Below are 19207 nucleotides of genomic sequence, written 5' to 3' on the forward strand. Positions count from 1 at the left end.
CCATCCGCCAGGCCGATCTCGACGCTCGCAAAGGACAGGTCATCGGCCCGCCGATTCCCGATCTGGCCTTCCATCTGCTGGACCGCTTCCTGCAGCCGGTGCCCATCGGCGTGCCCGGCGAGATCTACGTCGGCGGCCCCGGCGTCGCTCGTGGCTACTGGAACCGTCCGGCGCTGACCGCCGCCCGCTTCCTGCCCAATCCCTTCGCCGCCGACGGCTCCCGCCTGTATCGCTCCGGCGATCTGGCCCGCCGCCGCGCCGACGGCGAAATCGAATACCTGGGCCGCGCCGATCATCAGGTCAAGCTGCGCGGCTTCCGCATCGAACTAGGCGAGATCGAAGCCGCGCTGTGCCGTCTGCCCGACGTGCGCGAGGCGCTGGTCCTGCTGGACCGTCCCGCCGCCGGCGAACCGCGGCTGGTGGCCTACGCCGTCGGCGACGCCGAACCCGCCGCCCTGCGCGCCGCGCTGGCTGCCGAGTTGCCCGAACACATGCTGCCCGCCGTCATCGTGGCGCTGGAGCGCTTCCCGCTGACCCACCACGGCAAGATCGACCGCGCCGCCCTGCCGGCCGCGCAAGCCGCCAGCGACGCGCCCCGCGTCGAACCGCGCTCCGACGCGGAACGCGCGCTCGCCCACATCTGGGCCGACGTCCTTGCCGTGCCCCTACCCGGCATCGACGATAATTTCTTCGCCCTAGGAGGCGATTCCATCCTCTCCCTGCAAGTGGTCGCCCGGGCGCGGGCGCAAGGCCTGGCGCTGAGTCCGCGTCAGCTGCTGCTGGAGCCCACCATCCGCCAGTTGGCCGCCGCGCTCGGCACGGCCGCGATCGAGGAGGAAGCCGCGGCCGCCGGCCCGCTGCCGGCCACGCCCATCCAGCGCTGGTTCGCCGGCCTGGGTCTGGCCGAGCCGCGACACTGGAACCAGGCGCTGGCGCTGCAACTGGCTCGCCCCGTGGACGCGGTCCGGCTGCAAGCCGCGCTCGACGCCGTGGCCGCGCGCCACGACGCCTTCCGCCTGCGCTTCACGCCGGAGCCGACGCTAAGCGAAGAGACCGGCGGCTGGCCCTGCCGCGAACTGGAACTGGCGGACGACGGCGACGAAGCCGCGCGCGCGGCGCTGGAACAAGCCCAGCGCGAGCTGGACCCAAGCGCCGGCCCGCTGGCCCGCGCGCTCTTGCTGCGCCGCGGCCGACAAGCGCCGGTGCTGGCGCTGATCATCCACCATCTGGCGGTGGACGCGGTGTCCTGGGGCATTCTGCTGGACGATCTGAACCAGGCGCTGGACGCGCTGACGCGCGACGAAACGCCGCGACTCCCCGCCGTGCCAACCCAATGGCGCCGCTGGGCGGAGCTGCAACGGGCCGAGGCCGCCGAAGCGGACCCCGCGCCTTGGCTCAGCCAGGCCGCGGCTGGCTTCCCGACGCTGCGCCGCGACGCCGCCGCCCCGACGGCCAATACCGAAGCCGCCTCGCGGCTGCTCAGCCGCGAACTGGACGCGGCCTTAACCGGCCGCCTGCTGCGCGCCGGCGCCCGCGCCGCTGGCCAGCGCGTCAGCGCCTTGCTGCTGCTGGCGCTGTGGCGCGCGCTGGCGTCCCGGCTCGACGCGCCGCGCTTCGCGGCGACGCTGGAACACCATGGCCGCGACGCCGAATCCGGCCTGGACCTGTCCCGCACCGTGGGCTGGTTCACCGCGCTGTATCCGCTGAGCGTGGCCGGCGACGCCGCCGCCGGCGCGGCCGAACTCCTGGCTTCCATCGCCGCGCAATTGTCGCGGCTAACCCCCGTCGCGCCTGAATACGGCCAGGCGCGCTGGCTGGGGCCGGACCTGGACGCGCGCCGGCAACTGGACGCGGCCGGCCTGCCGGAAATCAGTTTCAACTACCTGGGCGCGCCTCGCGGCGTCGACAAGGCCTGGTTCCAACTACGGCCCGAGTTGATTACCGGAGAACGCGCCGCCGGCAACCTGCGCCCCTTCGCGCTGGACCTGGTGCTGGTGGTGCTGGACGGCAGGCTTCGCGTGGACTGGCGCTACCCCGTCAGCCAGTTCGAAGCGGCCACCGTCGCCGGCTGGGCCGACGCCTTCGCCCGCGAACTGGCGCTGGCGCTGGGCGAGATCGAAGCCGCGCCGCTGCTGGCCGCCGATTACCCGCTGGCCCGTCTGGAGCAGGCCGCCGTCGACGAGCTGGCGCGCCGGACCGGCCCCTTCGACGATCTCTATCCGCTGTCCCCGCTGCAACAGGGCATGCTGTTCCACAGCGTGGCCGACGCCGCCGACGGCGCTTATCTGGAACAGCTCAGCAGCGTGGTCAACGGCGCGTTGGACTCGGACGCCTTCGCCGAGGCCTGGCGCGCAATGCTGGCGCGCCATCCGCTGCTGCGCTCCAGCTTTCACTGGCGGGGCCTGGCCCAACCGCTGCAGGCGGCGATGCGCACGGCGTCGCTGCCGATCAGCCGGCTGGACTGGTCCGATCTGGCCGAGCCCGAGGCCGCGCTGGCCGACTACCTGGCCGCAGACGCCTCGCGGCCGTTCGCTCTGGACGCCGCGCCGCTGATGCGGCTGGCGCTGATCCGGCTGGGCCAGGACCGCTGGCGCTGGATCTGGAGCTATCACCACCTGCTGCTGGACGGCTGGTCGCTGCCGCTATTCTTCCGCGAACTGCTGACCCTATACCGCGCGCTCAGCCGCGGCCAAACTCCGGCCCTGCCGCCGGCGCGGCCGTTCTCCGCCTATATCGGCTGGCTGGACCGCGCCGGCCGCCGCGCCCGCTCGGACGAAGCTTTCTGGCGTCGTTACTTTTCCGGGCTGGAACACCCCACCCTGCTCGCCGGCCCCGCCGACGGCGACGCCGACTTCGTCGAACGGGAAATCCGGCTGTCGCCGGAATGGAGCGCGCGCGCCGCCGCCGCAATGCAGGCCTGCTCCAGCACGTTGAACACCCTGTTCCAGGCCGCCTGGGCATTGACCCTGGCGCGCAGCGGCCACGGCGAGGACATCGTCTTCGGCACCGCCTTGTCCGGCCGCAACGGCGATCTGCCCGGCATAGCCGAAATGATAGGGCTGTTCATCAACACCCTGCCGCTGCGGGTGCGGCTCAACCCCGCCGCCGACGCGCGCGCGCTGCTGGCCCAGGTACAGACCAATCAAGCCCGGGTGCAGGACTACGCCCACAACCGGCTGGTGGACGTCCAGCGCTGGGCCGGCCGCGACAACGCCCAGTTGTTCGACTCGCTGCTGGTCTTCGAGAACTACCCCGCCGACGCGCTGCTGCGCGACGAGGCCGCCGGCCTGGGCTTTGAAACGCCGCGCTTCAGCGAGCACACCAATTATCCGCTGACGCTGGCCGTGATCCCGGGCGCGGCCTTGACCGTCAAGCTCACCTTCGACCGCAGCCGCGTCGCCGACGTGGCGGCCGAGGAATTGCTGCAACGCTGGCTCGCCGTGGCGGAATCCATCGTCGCCGCGCCGGACGCCGCCGTCGCCTCCATCGAGCTACTGCCCGCGGACACTCGGCGGGCGCGGATAGCCGACGCCGCCCGGCAGCCGCTGGCCTCGCCGCAACTGGCGCAGCGCCTGTTCGAAGACCAGGCCGCCGCCGCGCCGCGCGCGCCGGCGCTGCTGGACGAAAACGGCGCGCTTGATTACGCCGGGCTGGACGCCCGCGCCAACCAGTTGGCCCACCGGCTGCAAGCGCTGGGGGCCGGCCCGGAAACCGTGGTGGGCGTGCTGCTGCCGCGCGGCGCGGCCGCGGTGACCGCGCTGCTGGCCACGCTGAAGGCCGGCGCCGTCTATCTGCCGCTGGACCCGGCCTACCCGGCCGAGCGGCTGGACTACATGCTGGCCGACAGCCGCGCCGCCATCCTGCTCAGCGAAACCCGCCTGCTGCCGACGCTGAGCCGGCTGCCGGCCAGCCTGCTCTTGCTGGACCAAGCCGCCGACTCGCCGGACGCCGCGCAGGATTCCGCCCCGCCCTGCGCCGCCGGCGTCGACAACCTGGCCTACCTCATCTACACCTCCGGCTCCACCGGCTGGCCCAAGGGCGTGGGCGTCAGCCATCGCGGCGTCGCCAATCTCTGCCGCGCCCAATGCGAATTTTTCCAGGTGGACGCCAGTAGCCGGGTCTATCAGTTCGCCCCGCTGAGCTTCGACGCCTCGGTGTCAGAAATCTTCATGGCGCTGGGCAGCGGCGCGGCCCTGTGCCTGCCGGAGGCCGACGCCGCGCAAGACCCGGCCGGCGCCCTGCGCCGCACCGCGCGGTGCCACGGCCTGACTCACGCCACCCTGCCCCCGGCGCTGCTGGCGGCGCTGGACCAAGACGATCTGCCCGGCCTGCGCACCCTGATCGCCGCCGGCGAAGCCGCCTCACCCGGCCTGCTGGCGCGCTGGGCCGCCGCTCACCGCGTGGTCAACGCCTACGGCCCAACCGAAGCCACGGTCTGCGCCAGCATGCAGGTCTGCGACGCCGTCGAGCCGCTGCCGTCCATAGGCCGCGGCATGGCCGGCGTCCGCCTCTATCTGCTGGACCGCTGGGGCGCGCTAGTGCCGCCCGGCGTGCCCGGCGAGATCCACATCGGCGGCGAGGCGCTGGCGCGCGGCTATATCGGCCAGCCCGGCCGCACCGCCGCCAGCTTCGTACCGGACGCCGTGTCCGGCCTGCCCGGCGCGCGGTTGTACCGCAGCGGCGACCTCGGCGAATACCTACCCGACGGCGGCATCCGCTTCCTCGGCCGCGCTGGCGGCCAGGTCAAACACCGCGGCTACCGCATCGAACTGGACGGCGTCGCCGCCGCGCTCAGCGCCCATCCGGACGTGGACGAAGCGCTGGCGCTGATCCGCCTGGACGGCGAGCGCCGCCAACTGGTGGCCTACGCGCGGCTCAAGCCGGAAGCGGGCTTCGACGCCTCCGCGCTGCGAGAGCACCTGGCCGCCCGCCTGCCGGCCCACGAACTGCCGCAAGCCATCGTCGGCGTGCGGCAATGGCCGTTGACCCCCGCCGGCAAAATAGACCGCGCGGCGCTGCCGTCGCCGGAGGAGGCCGCACCGGACTCGCCGGACGCGGACAAGACGCTGAACCCGGCCGAGGCCGCGCTGCTGGAGATCTGGCGCTTGGCGCTGGGGCGGAGCGGAATTGGCGTTCACGACAATTATTTCGCCGTCGGCGGCGACTCCATTCTGGCCCTGCAGATCGTCTCTCGCGCCAAGCAGGCCGGTTTCGACATCGAACCGCGCGCGCTGTTCGCCCATCCCACGGTGGCCGGACTGGCCGCCGTGGCCGGCGCCGCCGCGCGGCGGGCGCACATCGAGGAGCCGGAACAGGCCGAGGCGCCGCTGGCGCCTATCCAGCGCTGGTTCCTGCAACAAGACTGGCCCGCGCCGCAGCACTGGAACCTCAGCCTGCGCTTGAGCCTGGACGCCGCCGCGGACCCCGTCGCCTTGCAGGCGGCGCTGACGGCCGTGGCCTTGCGGCACGACGCGCTGCGCCTGAGACTGCGCCGCTCCCCCGACGGCGCTTGGAGCCAGCATTACGGACCGCGCGCAGCGCCGCCGCTTGAAACGCTGACGCTGCGGGCGACGGAAGCGGCCGCCCGCGAGGCGGAACTGCAAACCCACGGCGCGCGGCTGCAAGCCTCGCTGGACCTGGAACGCGGCCCGCTGCTGCGCGCCGTGTTGATCGAGGTCGGGCCGGGCGGCCGCGCCGAGCTGTTGCTGATCACCCATCACTGGGTAGTGGACGTGGTGTCCTGGCGCATTCTGCTGGACGACCTGGACCAGGCCTACGGCCAGGCCATGGACGGCGCCGAACCCTCGCTGCCTCCCGTGCCCGTCAGCTACCGGGCCTGGGCGCAATCTCTGGCGGACGACGCGCCCGCGCTGGCCGGCGAGTTCGACTACTGGCGCCGCGCCGTCTCCCCGCTGGCCGCGCCGCCGGGACTTGCCGCCGTCGGCCGCGTGGAGGAACGCCGCCGCGCGACGGTCAGCCTGGACGCCGACGCCAGCGCCGCGCTGCTGGAGGGCGGCGCCGAACGCTACCGCGCTCAGCCGCAGGAACTGCTGCTGGCGGCTCTGACCCTGGCCTGGCGCCGGCTGAGCGGCCTGCCCGCGCTCGCTCTGGACCTGGAAAACCACGGCCGCAACGCGGCGGCCGGCCCCGCGCCCGATCTGTCGCGCAGCGTGGGCTGGTTCACCTGCTTGCACCCGCTGCGCATAGAGCCGGCCGGCGACGGCTGGGAGCCGGCGGCCGCGGCGGCCAAGGCCGCGCTGCGCGGCGTGCCCGGCGGCGGCATCGGCTTCGGCGTGCTGCGCTATCTGGGCGATCCGGCCCAGGCCGCCGCTCTGGACCAGGCGCCGCCTCGGCCGCTCAGCTTCAACTACCTGGGCCGGCTGGACGACGCCGCCGACGGCGTGCTGCCGCGGCTGCGGGCGCGGCTGTCGACGCTAGAGGCCGGGCCGGCGCAAGACCCGCGCCAGCGGCTGCCGCACGCCATCGCCGTCAACGCCCGCATAGAGAAGGGCCGCCTGCGGCTGGACTTCGACTACGCCCACGCCCACGACACCCCGGCGCTGGCCGAACAGTGCCGGCTGGCGCTGGAAGAACTGGCCGCGCTCTGCCGCGCCGGCGGCCTGCCCGCCGTCGCCTACCACACCTCGGACTTCGCCGGCGTCGCGCTGGAGGAGAACGAATTGGCCGCCTTGCTGGACGACCTCACCGACATCGAATGAACATGACAAGCACACCGAACCTCAAAGACCAGATCCAGGACATCCTGCCCCTGAGCCCGCTGCAGCGCGGCGTCTTGTTCCACACCTTGTTCGCGCCCGGCTCCCCGGTCTATTTCGAGCAATTGATCTGCCGGCTGGACGGCGCGGTGGATCCCGCCGCCATGGCCGACGCGCTGGAGCGGCTGGCCGAGCGCCACCCCATCCTGCGCACCGCCTTCGTCACCAAGGGCCAGGCCGAGCCCCGCCAAGTGGTGTTTCGCCACGCGCGAACGCCGCTGGACGTCCACGACTGGAGCCGGGACGACCCCGCCGAGCGCGAACGGCGGCTGGAAGCGCTGCTGGACGAAGACCGCCGCCGCGGCTTCCAGCTGAACCGGCCGCCGCTGATGCGGCTGACCCTGCTGCGCTACGGGCAGGAGGAATGGCGGCTGATCTGGAGCCACCATCACATCCTGCTAGACGGCTGGTCGCTACCCATCCTGATGCGCGATTACTTCTCGTTGCTGTCCGGCGCGGCGCTGCCCTCGGCGCCACCGCCCTTCGCCGCCTACCTGAGCTGGCTGGGCCACCAGGACCAGGACGACGCCGCCAAGCGCTGGCGCGCCGCGCTGGGCGATCTGGCCGCGCCCACGCCGCTGGGCCTGGACCGGCCGGCGCTGCCAGGCGCGCTGGCCGGCGCCGACGTCGGCCAGATCGAGATGCGGCTGGACTACCGCGCCGACGGCGACCTCGCGGCCGCCGCCGAACGCTGCCGGGTCTCGCCGGGCAGCCTGCTGCTGGGCGCCTGGGCCATCCTGCTCAGCCGATACAGCCGCCAGGACGACGTGGTCTTCGGTCTTACGCTGTCCGGCCGGGCCATTGATCTGCCCGGCGTGGACGGCATGGTGGGCCTCTTGATCAACTCCCTGCCGCTGCGCTTGCCGGTGCCGGCCGACGCCGCGCTGCCGCAATGGCTGGCCGAGGTGCAACGCCTTCAGCTGGAGCTGCAATCGCTGTCGCACAGCGATCTGGCCGAAGTCCAGCGCCACAGCGGCGTGCCGCGCGGCCAGCCGCTGTTCGAAACCCTGGTGGCGATAGACAACTTCCCGATAGGCGACGCCCTGCCCTCGGACGGCTTGGGCTTCCGGATTTCCGACGTTTCCCAGCGCGAGCGCACCCACTATCCGCTGACGCTGACCCTGGTGCCGGGCGCGGACGGCTTGAGCTTGAAGCTGGGCTTCGACCGCGCTCGAGTGGACGACGCTCCGGCCGCGGCGCTGGCCGAGGCCTATCTGGAACTGCTGCGCCAGATCGCCGCGCGGCCGGACGCTGCGCTGCGCGAGTTGGGCCTGGTCCGGCCAAGCGCGATCCAGCCGCCCGCATCGGCCTCGCTGGCTAGCCGCGGCGGGCCGGACACCCTGGCCGCAGGCTTCCTGGCCGCCGCCGAACGCTTTCCAGACCGCATAGCCGTCAGCGACGGCCCCGCGACACTAAGCTACCGGCAATTGCGCGCCCAGGCCGCCGCCATCGCGGAACGCTTGCGCCAGGACGGCGTGGCGCCCGGCGTCAGGGTGGGCATTTGCCTGCCGCGCTCCGCCGGACAAATCGCCGCCATGCTGGGGGTGACGCTGGCCGGCGGCGTCTATCTGCCGCTGGATCCGGACTATCCGGCAGAGCGGCTGGCCTACCAACTGGCCGACAGCCAAGCGCTGCTCACGCTGACCGACGCCGAACTCAAGCCGCGGCTGCCGGCGGAGCACCGCTGCTTGTCGTTGGCGGAGATAGGCTGCGGCGCCAGGCCGGCGGCGCGGCCGCCCACCGGCCTGGAAGCTGGGCACGGCGCTTACGTGATCTACACTTCCGGCTCCACCGGCCAGCCCAAGGGCGTGCTGGTTTCCCACCGCAACGTGCTGCGCTTGTTCTCCGCCAGCGCCCGCCACTTCGCCTTCGACGAAAGCGACGTCTGGACTTATTTCCACTCCTTCGCCTTCGATTTCTCGGTATGGGAAATCTGGGGCGCGCTGCTGCACGGCGGCCGCTGCGTCGTGGTGCCGCGCGAGCTCAGCCGCGATCCGGCCGCCTTCGTCGAACTGCTGGGCCGCGAAGGCGTCACCGTGCTGAACCAAACCCCGTCGGCGTTCAAGCTGGCGATAGCGGCCGAAGCCGCCGCCCCGCTGCCGCGGCCGTCCGCGCTGCGCTGGGTGATCTTCGGCGGCGAGGCGCTGCGGCTGGCGGAATTGGGCCCGTGGCTGGAGCGACACGGCGACGACAGTCCGCGGCTGGCCAATATGTACGGCATCACCGAAACCACCGTTCACGTCACCTTCCGCCGCATCCTCGCCGCCGATCTTAAGGCCGGCGGCGAACTCAGCCCGATAGGCGAACCGCTGGACGACCTGAGCCTGGAACTGGTGGACCCCTGCGGCCATCCCGTTCCCTTGGGCGCGCCCGGTGAAATCCTGGTCGGCGGCGCCGGCGTCAGCCTCGGTTATCTGAACCGCCCGCAACTCAACGCCGAACACTTTCCCGGCGTCGGCGCGGAACGGCGCTACCGTTCCGGCGACCTGGCGCGGCGAACCGCCGACGGCGAACTGCTCTACTGCGGCCGCATCGACCATCAAGTGAAGATTCGCGGCTTCCGCATCGAACTGGGCGAAGTACGCGCGGCGCTGCTGAGCCACCCGGCGGTGCGCGACGTCCATCTCGTCGCCGCCGACGACCAACTCATCGCCTATCTGCTCGCCGATGACCCCGCCGCGGCCGGCGCCGAAACCCTGCGCCGCCATCTGGCCGCGCGCTTGCCGGCCCACATGATTCCGGCGGTCTTCATCGCGTTGGCCGAGTTTCCGCTCACCCTCAACGGCAAGGTGGACGCGCGCGCGCTGCCGTCGCCGCAAGGCGCGCGTTCGGCGCTGGACACGCCCTATGTCGAAGCGGCCACCCCCAGGCAAAAACTGCTGGCGGATATCTGGCGCCAGGTGCTGGACCTGCCCCGCGTAGGCATACGAGACAACTATTTCACGCTGGGCGGAGACTCCATCCGCAGCGTGCGCATCGCCGGGCTGGCCAAGGAGCGCGGCTGCCCCTTGAACATCCAGGACATTTTCCGCCACGGCACCATTGAAGCCATCGTCGAAGCGATAGGCGAAGCCGAAAGCACGGCCGCGCCGGACGCGGCACTGCCCCCGTTCGCGCTGATAGACGCCGCGGACCGCGCGCGGCTGCCGCCCGAGGTGGAAGACGCGCTGCCGCTGGCCAGGCTGCAGGCCGGCATGCTGTTCCACAATGAATACGACGACGGCCGCAACCTGTACCACGACGTGTTCTCCCACCGGCTGCGCGCCGACATCGACCCGGAGCGCCTGCGCCGGGCGCTGGCGGAGCTGAGCCGCGAACACCCGTTGCTGCGCACCGGCTTCGCGCTGGCCGGCTACTCCCAGCCGCTGCAACTGGTTTGGCGCGATCTGACGCCCAGCCTGGAAATCGACGACCTGCGCGGCCTGTCGCCGCAGCAAAGGGACGACGCCGTCGCCAGTCAGCTGCGACAGCTAAGCGAACAGCGCTTCGCGCCGGAACGGCCGCCACTGCTGCGCGTCGGCTGCCTGCGGCTGGCCGACGACGAGTGGCAGCTGACGCTGGCTTTCCACCACGCCATCCTGGACGGCTGGAGCGTCGCCACCTTGTGCTCGGCCTTGTTCAAACGGATGCGCGACCAAGGCGGCCCCGCGCGGGCACCGCGCGCGGCCTTCCGAGAGTTCGTCGCCGCCGAGCGGGCGGCGTTGGCCGATCCGGCGCAACGAGACTACTGGCGCGCGCAGCTGAAAGGCCTGCCGTCCGCCGCCATCCCGCGCTGGCCTCAACGCGTTGCGCCGACGGGCAAGGCCAGGGTGGGATCGCAGGAAACGCGCTTGCCAAACGCCACCGCCGCGGCGCTGATCCGGCAGGCCGCGGACAGCGGCATGCCTCTGAAAACCCTGCTGCTGGCCGTGCACGCCCGCGTGCTGGCTTGCTTGTGTGGTCAGAACGAAATCGTCACCGGCCTGGTCAGCAACGGCCGCCCGGCGGACGCCGACGGCGCCGAAGCCTTGGGCCTCTTCCTCAACACCCTGCCGCTGCGCGTCCGCGTTGGCGGCAGTTGGCGCGCGCTGCTGGCGGAAACCATGACGGCGGAGGGAAACAGCCTGCCCCGCCGCTTCTTCCCGCTGGCGGAAATCCTCAAACTGGACGAGGCCGCCCGCTTCGACGCCTCGTTCAACTATGTGGATTTCCACGTCTACCGCGAACTGAGCGAGAGCGGCGGCCTGGAGGTGCTGGACAGCAGCCGCCTGGAAGCGGTGGACATCCCGCTGGCCGTCACCTTCAGCGCCAGCCGCGCCGAGGGCGCCGTCACCCTGGGCTTTTCCTACGACCGCGCCGCCTTCCCCGACGAGCAAGTGGCCACCATCGGCCGGCTCTACCTGGCCGCCGCCGCCGCGCTGGCGCGAGACCCCGACGCCCTCTGCCTGGACGCCGCGCTGACGGAGACCGCTGTCGAGCCGCTACGCGGACCGTCCGCCGGTCTCGCGGCCTTCTCGGTGCCGCAGGCGGTCGCCGCCATCGCGCGGCGGCAACCGGACGCGCCCGCCGTCGCCGGAAACGGCGAGGCGCTGAGCTACGCCCAGCTGGACGGCCAGGCCAACCGGCTGGCGCGCCGGCTGTTGGCGCATGGCCTTGGCCCGGACGCGGTGGTGGCGCTGGACTTGCCGCGCTCGCCCGAACAGGTGGTGGCCATGCTGGCGACCTTGAAGGCCGGCGCCGCCTATCTGCCGCTGGACCGAAGCCAGCCCGAGGCACGCCGCCGCGACATCCTGCAGGAGGCCGCCCCGGCGCTGCTGCTCAGCCTGAACCCCGCCGCTTACGCGCCGCCCGGCTGTGCCGTCTTGCAGGCGAACCTGGCCGACGATCTGAACGACGAAGACGCGGCGGCCCCCGCCGCGCCCGTCCATGGCGACGCGCTGGCCTATCTGCTGTTCACCTCCGGCTCCAGCGGTCGCCCCAAAGGCGTCGCCGTCGGCCGCGCCGCGCTGGACAACCACATGGCCTGGATGAACCGCCGCTACCCGCTGGACGCGGACGACGCGGTGCTGCAGAAGACCCCGGTGGGTTTCGACGCCTCGGTCTGGGAGTTCTGGGCGCCGCTGACACAGGGCGCGCGGCTGCTGCTGGCGGCGGAGGACGGACACCGCGACCCGGACTACCTGATCCGCGCCGTGCGCGAACAAGGCGTCACCGTGCTGCAGCTGGTGCCCAGCCTGCTGGCCGTGCTGCTGTCGATGCCGGACTTCGCCGGCTGCCGCGCGCTGCGCCGGGTCTTCGTCGGCGGCGAAGCGCTGCCGGCCGCCACCCTGGCCCGCTTCCACGCCGCGCTGGACATCCCGCTGGTCAACCTCTACGGACCCACCGAAACCGCCATCGACGCCTCCAGCGCGGAATACCTGCGCTCGGACCCGCCCGCGGCCGCCATCAGCATCGGCCACCCCATAGACGGCGCCGTCTTCCATGTGCTGGACGCCCGCCTCAATCCGGTGCCCCCCGGCGTGCGCGGCGAACTGTACATCGCCGGCTGCGGCCTGGCCCGCGGTTATCTGGGCCAGCCGGCGCAGACCGCGCGGCGCTTTATCCCGGACCCGCTGTCGCCGTTGCCCGGCGGCCGCCTATACCGCAGCGGCGATATCGTGCGCCTGCTGCCGGACGGCGTGCTGGAATACCTGGGCCGCGCCGACGACCAGGTCAAGCTGCGCGGCCAGCGCGTGGAACTGGAAGAGATCGAAGCCGGCCTCGCCGCCTGCCCCGGCGTGCGCCAAGCCGCCGCCGCGCTCTACCGCGACCGCTCCGGCGCGGACAAGCTGGCCGGTTACGTAGGGCTGACGCCGGAGGCCGAGGCCGGAGACTGGCGAGCCGCCATCCTGGCGGCGCTGCGCCTGCGTCTGCCGGAATACATGCTGCCCGCGCAATTGATCGCGCTACGGCAATGGCCGGTCGGCGCCAACGGCAAAACCGACCGCGCCGCGCTGCCCGCGCCGCAGGCGGACGCGGCGGCCCCAATGCGCAGCCGCGCGCCCAATGCCCCTGAGGAACAGACTTTGGCCGCGATCTGGCGGCAAACGCTGGGCCGCGAGGACATCGGCGCCGACGACAACTTCTTCCAATTGGGCGGGGACTCCATCCTAGGCCTGCAAATCGTGGCTCAGGCCCGCCAGGCCGGCCTGACGCTGGCCGCGCGCGACATCTTCAGCCACCCCACCATCGCCGAGCTGGCCGCCCAAGCGCGCCCGGCGCGGCAGGAAGCCAAGCTGGAGGACATTCCACCCGGCGCTCCGCTTCCGCTGACGCCGGCCCAAGGCTGGTTCTTCGAACGCGTAAACACCCTGCCGCGTCCCGGCCACTGGAACCAGGCGCTGCTGCTGAGCGTGGCCGCCGGCATTGCCGCGCCGACGCTGCGCAGCGCCCTGCTGCGGCTGGAACAAAGCCACGACGCCTTCCGCCTGCGCTTCGCCGCCGGCGCCGACGGCTGGCGCCAACACTACGCGCCGCGCGAGGCCTTGCACGAAGAAGACTGGCTGGAACGCGTCGATCTGAGCGCGCTGCCTGCCGCTGAACGCGCCGCCGCCATCGAGGCCCGCGCCGAAGCGGCGCAGCGCGAGCTGGATCTGGAACGCGGGCCGCTGTTGCGAGCCGTGCACTTCGACTGCGGCGACGGCGAAGCCGGCCGGCTGCTGCTGGTCATTCATCATTTGATTGTGGACGGCGTGTCCTGGCGCGTGCTGCTGCAAGATCTCGCCGGCCTGCTGGCCGGCGTCGCCCCCATACCGGCGAACGTCGGCTTCGGCCATTGGGCGCTGCGCCCGCTCGCGCCCTCCGCCGAAGAACGCGCTTACTGGCTAGACCAGGCGCGGCTGGCCGCCGACGCGGTCCGCATCCCGCTGACGGCGGAGGCGGCACGCGACAACCGCTACGGCGCGACCGACACCGTGGAGCTGTCGCTGGACGGCGGCGAAACCGCCGCCCTGCTCCGCGGCGGAGCGCTGCGCGCCAGCGCCGAGGAAATGCTGCTGACGGCGGCGCTGGGCGCGCTGCGCGACTGGTTGGACGCCGACGCGCTGGTCCTCACCATGGAAGGCCACGGCCGAGACGACGAGGCGCTGGACCTCTCCCACACCGTGGGCTGGTTCACCGCCATGTATCCGCTGACCGTGACCGGCCTGGCCGAGGCTTCGCCGCCGCGGCTGCTGCGCCGGGTCAAGCAAGCCTTGCGCGCGGTGCCGGCCGGCGGCGCCGGCTACGGCGCGCTGCGTCAGAAGGACGACGCCGACGCCCGCACGCTGGCCGCCATGCCGGAACCGCAAATCGCCTTCAACTATCTGGGCCAGTTCGACGCCAGCCTGCCGGCCGACGGCGCGCTGGCGCCCGCGCCGGAATCCGTGGGCGCGATGGAAGACCCGGATGGCTTGCGCCCCCGGCTGATCGACATCGTGGCCCTGGTCAGCGACGGCAAACTGTCCCTGCGCTGGAACTACGGCCGCGCCACGCTGCCGCGCGCGACGGTGGAGGCCCTCGCCCGGCAAATGCGGCAGCGGCTGCTCGCGCTGCTGAGCCTGGACGCGGACGCCGCGGCGGCGGCGCTGACGCCGGACGACTTCCCGCTGGCCGCGCTGGACGAAGCCGGCCTGCCCGCGGCGCTGGGCGAGCGCGGCGACATCGTCGACCTGTGGTCGCTGACGCCGGTGCAGGAAGGCATGCTGTTCCACTCGCGAATGGAAGCCTCTTCCGGCCCCGCCGGCGTCTACATAGAACAAGTGGTCGCCGAACTGGACGGCGCGGTGGATCCGGTCTTGCTGCGCCAAGCCTGGGAGCAGGTGCTGACCCGGCACGACGCGCTGCGCGTCAGCTTCGCCTGGGAAGGCTTGGCCGCGCCGCTGCAGCGGGTCCATCGCGCGCCCGCGCTGCCGTTCTCCATCTGCGAAACGCCGGATGAGGCCGCGCTGGAACGCTATCTGGCCGCCGACCGCGCCGCCGGCTTCGCGTTGGACGCCCCGCCCTTGATGCGCCTGGCGCTGCTGACCCGGAACGGCGCGCCTTGGCGGCTGGTCTGGACCCATCACCACGCGCTGCTGGACGGTTGGTCCATGGCCGTCGTCTTCGACGAGGCGCTGGCCCTGTACCGCGGACTGAGCCAGGGCCAGAACGCGGCGCTGCCGCCGGCGCCCTCCTTCGGACGCTTCATCAAATGGCTGCGCGCGCACAGCGACCGCCAGGCCCAGCAAGCCTTCTGGGGCGACTACTTCAGCGGCTACGCCGCCGCGGCCGATCTGGCCTTGCTGCCGGCCGGCGGCCCGCCCCAGCCGCGCGCCCATTCGCTGCGGCTGGACTCCGCGCTGACCGCTGAGTTGCGGCGGACGGCGCGAGAGCGCAAAGTCACGCTCAACACCTTGTTCCAGGGCGCGCTGGCGGTGGCTCTGTCCCGCGTCGGCCGCTGCGACGACCTAGTGTTCGGCGTCACCATGGCCGGCCGGCCCGAATCGCTGCCCGGCTGCGACGCCGCCGTCGGCCTGTTCATTTCCACCCTGCCCTTGCGCGCCGACTGCTCTGCCGCTCAAGCGGTGGACGATTTTCTCCACCGGCTGCAGCACGCCCAGAGCCGTCTGGGCCCCTTCGAGTCCAGCGCCTTGGTGGACATCCAGCGCTGGAGCGGCCTGTCCGCGCGCCAGGCGCTGTTCGACGTGGTGCTGGTCTATGAGAACTACCCGATTCGCGCCTCGGTCGGCGACGCCGCCCAAGCGCTGCGCGTGGGCGCGGCCTCCGCGCGCGAACAGTCCAACTATCCGCTGACCCTCTACGTCAAGCCAGACGCCGACACCATTGAGCTGGACGGCGTATTCGACGCCGGCCGCATCGAACCGGAACGCGTCGCGGCGCTGCTGGAAGCGCTGCCGCGGCTGCTGAGGCAGATCGCCGGCGGCGCGGCCCGCGTAGGCGAGTTGCGTCTGGCCGAACCGACGCCTCCGGCCGCCTTCCCGCCGCCGGAGCGCGGCGATAATGTGCTAGCCATGTTGATCGCCGCCGCGCGGCTCAACCCGGACAAGATCGCGGTCGCCGCCGAGGACGGCGAGCTGAGCTACCGCCAACTGGTGAACGGCGCGCGCGCGCTGGCGCGCCGGTTGGCGGAGCGCGGCGTCGCTCCCGGCGACACCGTGGCGCTGGCCCTGCCGCCGGACGGACGCGCGCTGACCGCCCTGCTGGCCACCTTGTGGGCCGGCGCGCAATACCTGCCGCTGGACCCGGCGCTGCCGCCGCTGCGGCGCGACGCCATCCTGGAAGACGCCCGCCCCGGCCTGGTCCTCGTCGACGGCGAGCAGACCGGCTGGCCCGCGTCCGCCAAACTGCTGACGCTGCCGACGCCTCTGCCTCAAGCCGACGTCGACGACGCTCCCTTGCCCGGCGACGCGCTCCACCCGGAAGCGCCGGCCTACACCCTGTTCACCTCCGGCAGCACCGGCCGGCCCAAGGGCGTGCAGATCGCCCATCGCTCGCTGGCCAACATCCTGCGGCATTTCAGCGCCGAACCCGGCTTCGGCGCGGACGACGTCTTGCTGTCGGTCACCACTTGGTCCTTCGACATCGCGGCGCTGGAACTGCTGTTGCCCCTGGTCCGCGGCGGCACGGTCGCCATCGCGCCGGCTTCGGCCAGCGGCGACGGCCCGGCGTTGGCCGCCGAGGCCGCGCGCCGCGGCGCCGGCGTGATCCAGGCCACGCCGGCCAGCTGGCGCATGCTGCTGGAAGCCGGCTGGAAGCCCGCGCCCGGGCTGCGCGCTTGGTGCGGCGGCGAGGCGCTGCCCGCCGACCTGGCCCGCGAGCTGCTGGACGCCGGCGCCGCGCTGTGGAACGTCTACGGCCCCACCGAAACCACCATCTGGTCCGCGCTGCACCGGGTCGACGGCGCGGAACTGCCGCCGCCGGCCGGCCACGCCGTCCGCCGCACCACGCTGTGGGTGGCCGACCACCACGGCCAGCCGCTGCCGCCGCAACTGGCGGGCGAACTGCAGATCGGCGGAGACGGCCTGGCTTTGGGCTATCTGGGCGCGCCGGCGCAAACCGCCGCCCGTTTCCGACCCGACCCGCTGGCCGGCCGGCCCGGCGCCCGCGTCTATCGCAGCGGCGACCTGGCCTGCCTGCGGCCGGACGGCAGCGTCCGCGTGCTGGGCCGGCTGGACGGCCAAGCCAAGCTCAACGGCTTCCGGCTGGAGCTGGAGGAAGTGGAAACCAGGCTGCGCCAACTGCCCGGCGTGCGCCAGGCGGCGGCCGCCGTCCGCCGCGACCCGCAAGGCCACGCGCGGCTGGTGGCCTACTTGGTGCCGGACGGCGGCGACGCCTGGCGCGCCGGCGACGAAGCCGATCCCGCCGCCTTGCAGCGGGTCCGGGCCCAGCTGTCCACCGCGCTGCCCGGCTATATGCTGCCCAGCCGCTTTGTCACCCTGGAACAGTTGCCGCTGACCGCCAACCGCAAGCTGGACCGCAAGGCCCTGCCCGAACCGGCCGCCAGCGCGCCGACCCGCGCCGGCAGCGCCCCCCAGGGCGCGCTGGAGCAAGCGGTGTGCGCATTGTGGGAAGAAGTGTTCGAACGCGCCGGCATCGCCGCCGACGACGACTTCTTCGAATTGGGCGGCCATTCGCTGTTGGCCACCCGCATCCAGGTGCGCGTCAACAAAATCTTCCGGCAAACGCTGCCGCTGCGCGCCACCTTCCACGCCCAAACCCCGCGCGCCCTGGCCGCGCTGCTGGCGGAGCGCGAGTCCGCGCCCGGCCTGGCCGCCAAGATCGCCGCCGTCTACCTGAAGCTGCGCGGCATGTCCGACGCCGAGCGCGACGCGCTGCGCCGGGCCGCCGCTCAACCCTCCACCATGGAAACCGCAGAATGAAACTGGAACACATCAACGCCATCGTCAGCGGCGCCGCCAGCGGCATCGGCCGCGCCTTCGCGCTGGAGCTGGCCCGCACCGGCGCTCGGGTCCACGCCGCGGATCTGGACGCCGCCGGCCTGCGCCGGCTGGAAGAAGACGCCGCCGGCCTGCCCGGCTCTGTGCGCGGCTCGGTGCTGGACGTGAGCCAGGAGGCCGCGGTCCGCGCTTTTCTGAAAACCGCGTCGGAACAGGCGGAGCCGGCCAATCTGCTGGTCAACAACGCCGGCATCCTGCGCGACGGCTGGCTGGTGAGGCTGGACGTGGAAGGCTTCGTCCGCAAGCTGCCCACCGCGCAATGGCGGTCGGTGCTGGAAACCAACCTGACCGCGCCTTATCTGCTGAGCCGCGAGTTCGCCGCTGCTCGCGTGGAGTCCGGCCTCAAAACGCCGGGCCTGATCGTCAACGTCTCCTCGGTCACCAGCGCCGGCAATCCCGGCCAGTCCAACTACGCGGCGTCCAAGGCCGGCCTGGACGCGCTCACCCGGACCTGGGCGCTGGAGCTGGCGCCCTTCGGCATTCGCGTGGCCGGCATCGCCCCGGGCCTGACCGACACCCCGATGGCCGCCGGCCTGGCGCCGGCCACCCGCGAGGAACTGATCGCCCAGGTGCCGCTGCGGCGCATGGCCGAGCCGGCCGAAATCTGGCAGGGGCTGAAATTCATCATCGAATGCGACTACTTCAACGGCCGCATCATCGCGATCGACGGCGGAGCCACCTTCTCGTGAACCCGACACTCGCCACCCCGGCCGCGGACATTCCGCGCCGCATCCATCAGATCTGGTATCAAGGCGCCGCCGCGCTGCCGGACAAATATCGCCGCTATCGCGACACCTGGATGCGGCGGCATCCAGACTGGGAGTTCGTGTTCTGGGACGCGCCCCGGATGCAAGCGCTGGTTGACGAGCACTACCCTTGGTTCGCCGCTCGCTACGCAAGCTTCGAGCGCGACATCCAACGCATAGACTCCGCGCGCTACCTGTTCCTGGCGCTGCACGGCGGCTTCTACATCGACATGGACATCGAAAACCTGCGGCCCATAGACCCGCTGCTGCCTGGAAGGCGACTCATCCTGTCGCGCACCCACGGTTTCAACAACGCGCTGATAGGCAGCGCGCCCGGCCACCCCTTGTGGGACACCGTGCTGGGCCGGCTGGCGGCCGGCCAGTCCGCGCCGCTGGACCCGGCCATGCCGGCCAGGCTGCGCGAGTCGCCGGCGATGCGCACCGCCGTCACCGTGGGCCCGCGCTTCTTCACCTGGTGCGCGCAGCAAAGCGGCTGTCTGGACGACCCGGCCACGCTGTGTTGCCCCGGCTATTACTTCGAACCCGGCTCGCCCACGTCGGACGGCAGCTCCTGGCCGCCGGCCAACGATCCCGACGGCGGCTATGCCCGTCACCACATGGACCTTAACTGGCTGGGCCTGCGCCACCGGCTGTTGTCCCGGCTGAACCGGCTGCTGTTGCCCTGGCTGACGCGGCGGCTGCCTTTGCAATGAAAAAGTCGCCGCAAGGC

Annotated in this window: 4 protein-coding genes; all 4 read left to right on the forward strand. The window is 72.3% G+C overall.

Features of this window, described 5'->3' with window-relative positions; all coding sequences use genetic code 11:
- On the forward strand, positions 1–6719 hold a 6719-nt coding region (locus B0T39_RS15645; RefSeq protein WP_081548182.1), incomplete at its 5' end, for a non-ribosomal peptide synthetase.
- Positions 6716–17653 carry a jagaricin-like haemolysin non-ribosomal peptide synthetase HmlC gene (gene hmlC / locus B0T39_RS15650; RefSeq protein ID WP_081548184.1) on the forward strand — a complete coding sequence of 3646 codons (10938 nt, stop codon included), beginning with the start codon at positions 6716–6718 and terminating at the stop codon, positions 17651–17653. The genes B0T39_RS15645 and hmlC, both read left to right, overlap by 4 nt.
- The gene (gene hmlD / locus B0T39_RS15655) at positions 17650–18420 is read left to right on the forward strand and encodes an SDR family oxidoreductase HmlD (RefSeq protein ID WP_081548186.1); all 771 of its coding nucleotides are present in this window, start codon (positions 17650–17652) and stop codon (positions 18418–18420) included. The genes hmlC and hmlD overlap by 4 nt, the downstream gene beginning before the upstream one ends.
- The gene (locus B0T39_RS15660; RefSeq protein WP_176219571.1) at positions 18417–19190 is read left to right on the forward strand and encodes a glycosyltransferase family 32 protein; all 774 of its coding nucleotides are present in this window, start codon (positions 18417–18419) and stop codon (positions 19188–19190) included. Before hmlD ends, B0T39_RS15660 begins: the two co-directional genes overlap by 4 nt.
- Positions 19191–19207: the final 17 nt, after the last annotated feature.

It is taken from the genome of Chromobacterium haemolyticum (assembly GCF_002081825.1).
GTDB classification, from domain to species: Bacteria; Pseudomonadota; Gammaproteobacteria; order Burkholderiales; family Chromobacteriaceae; genus Chromobacterium; species Chromobacterium fluminis.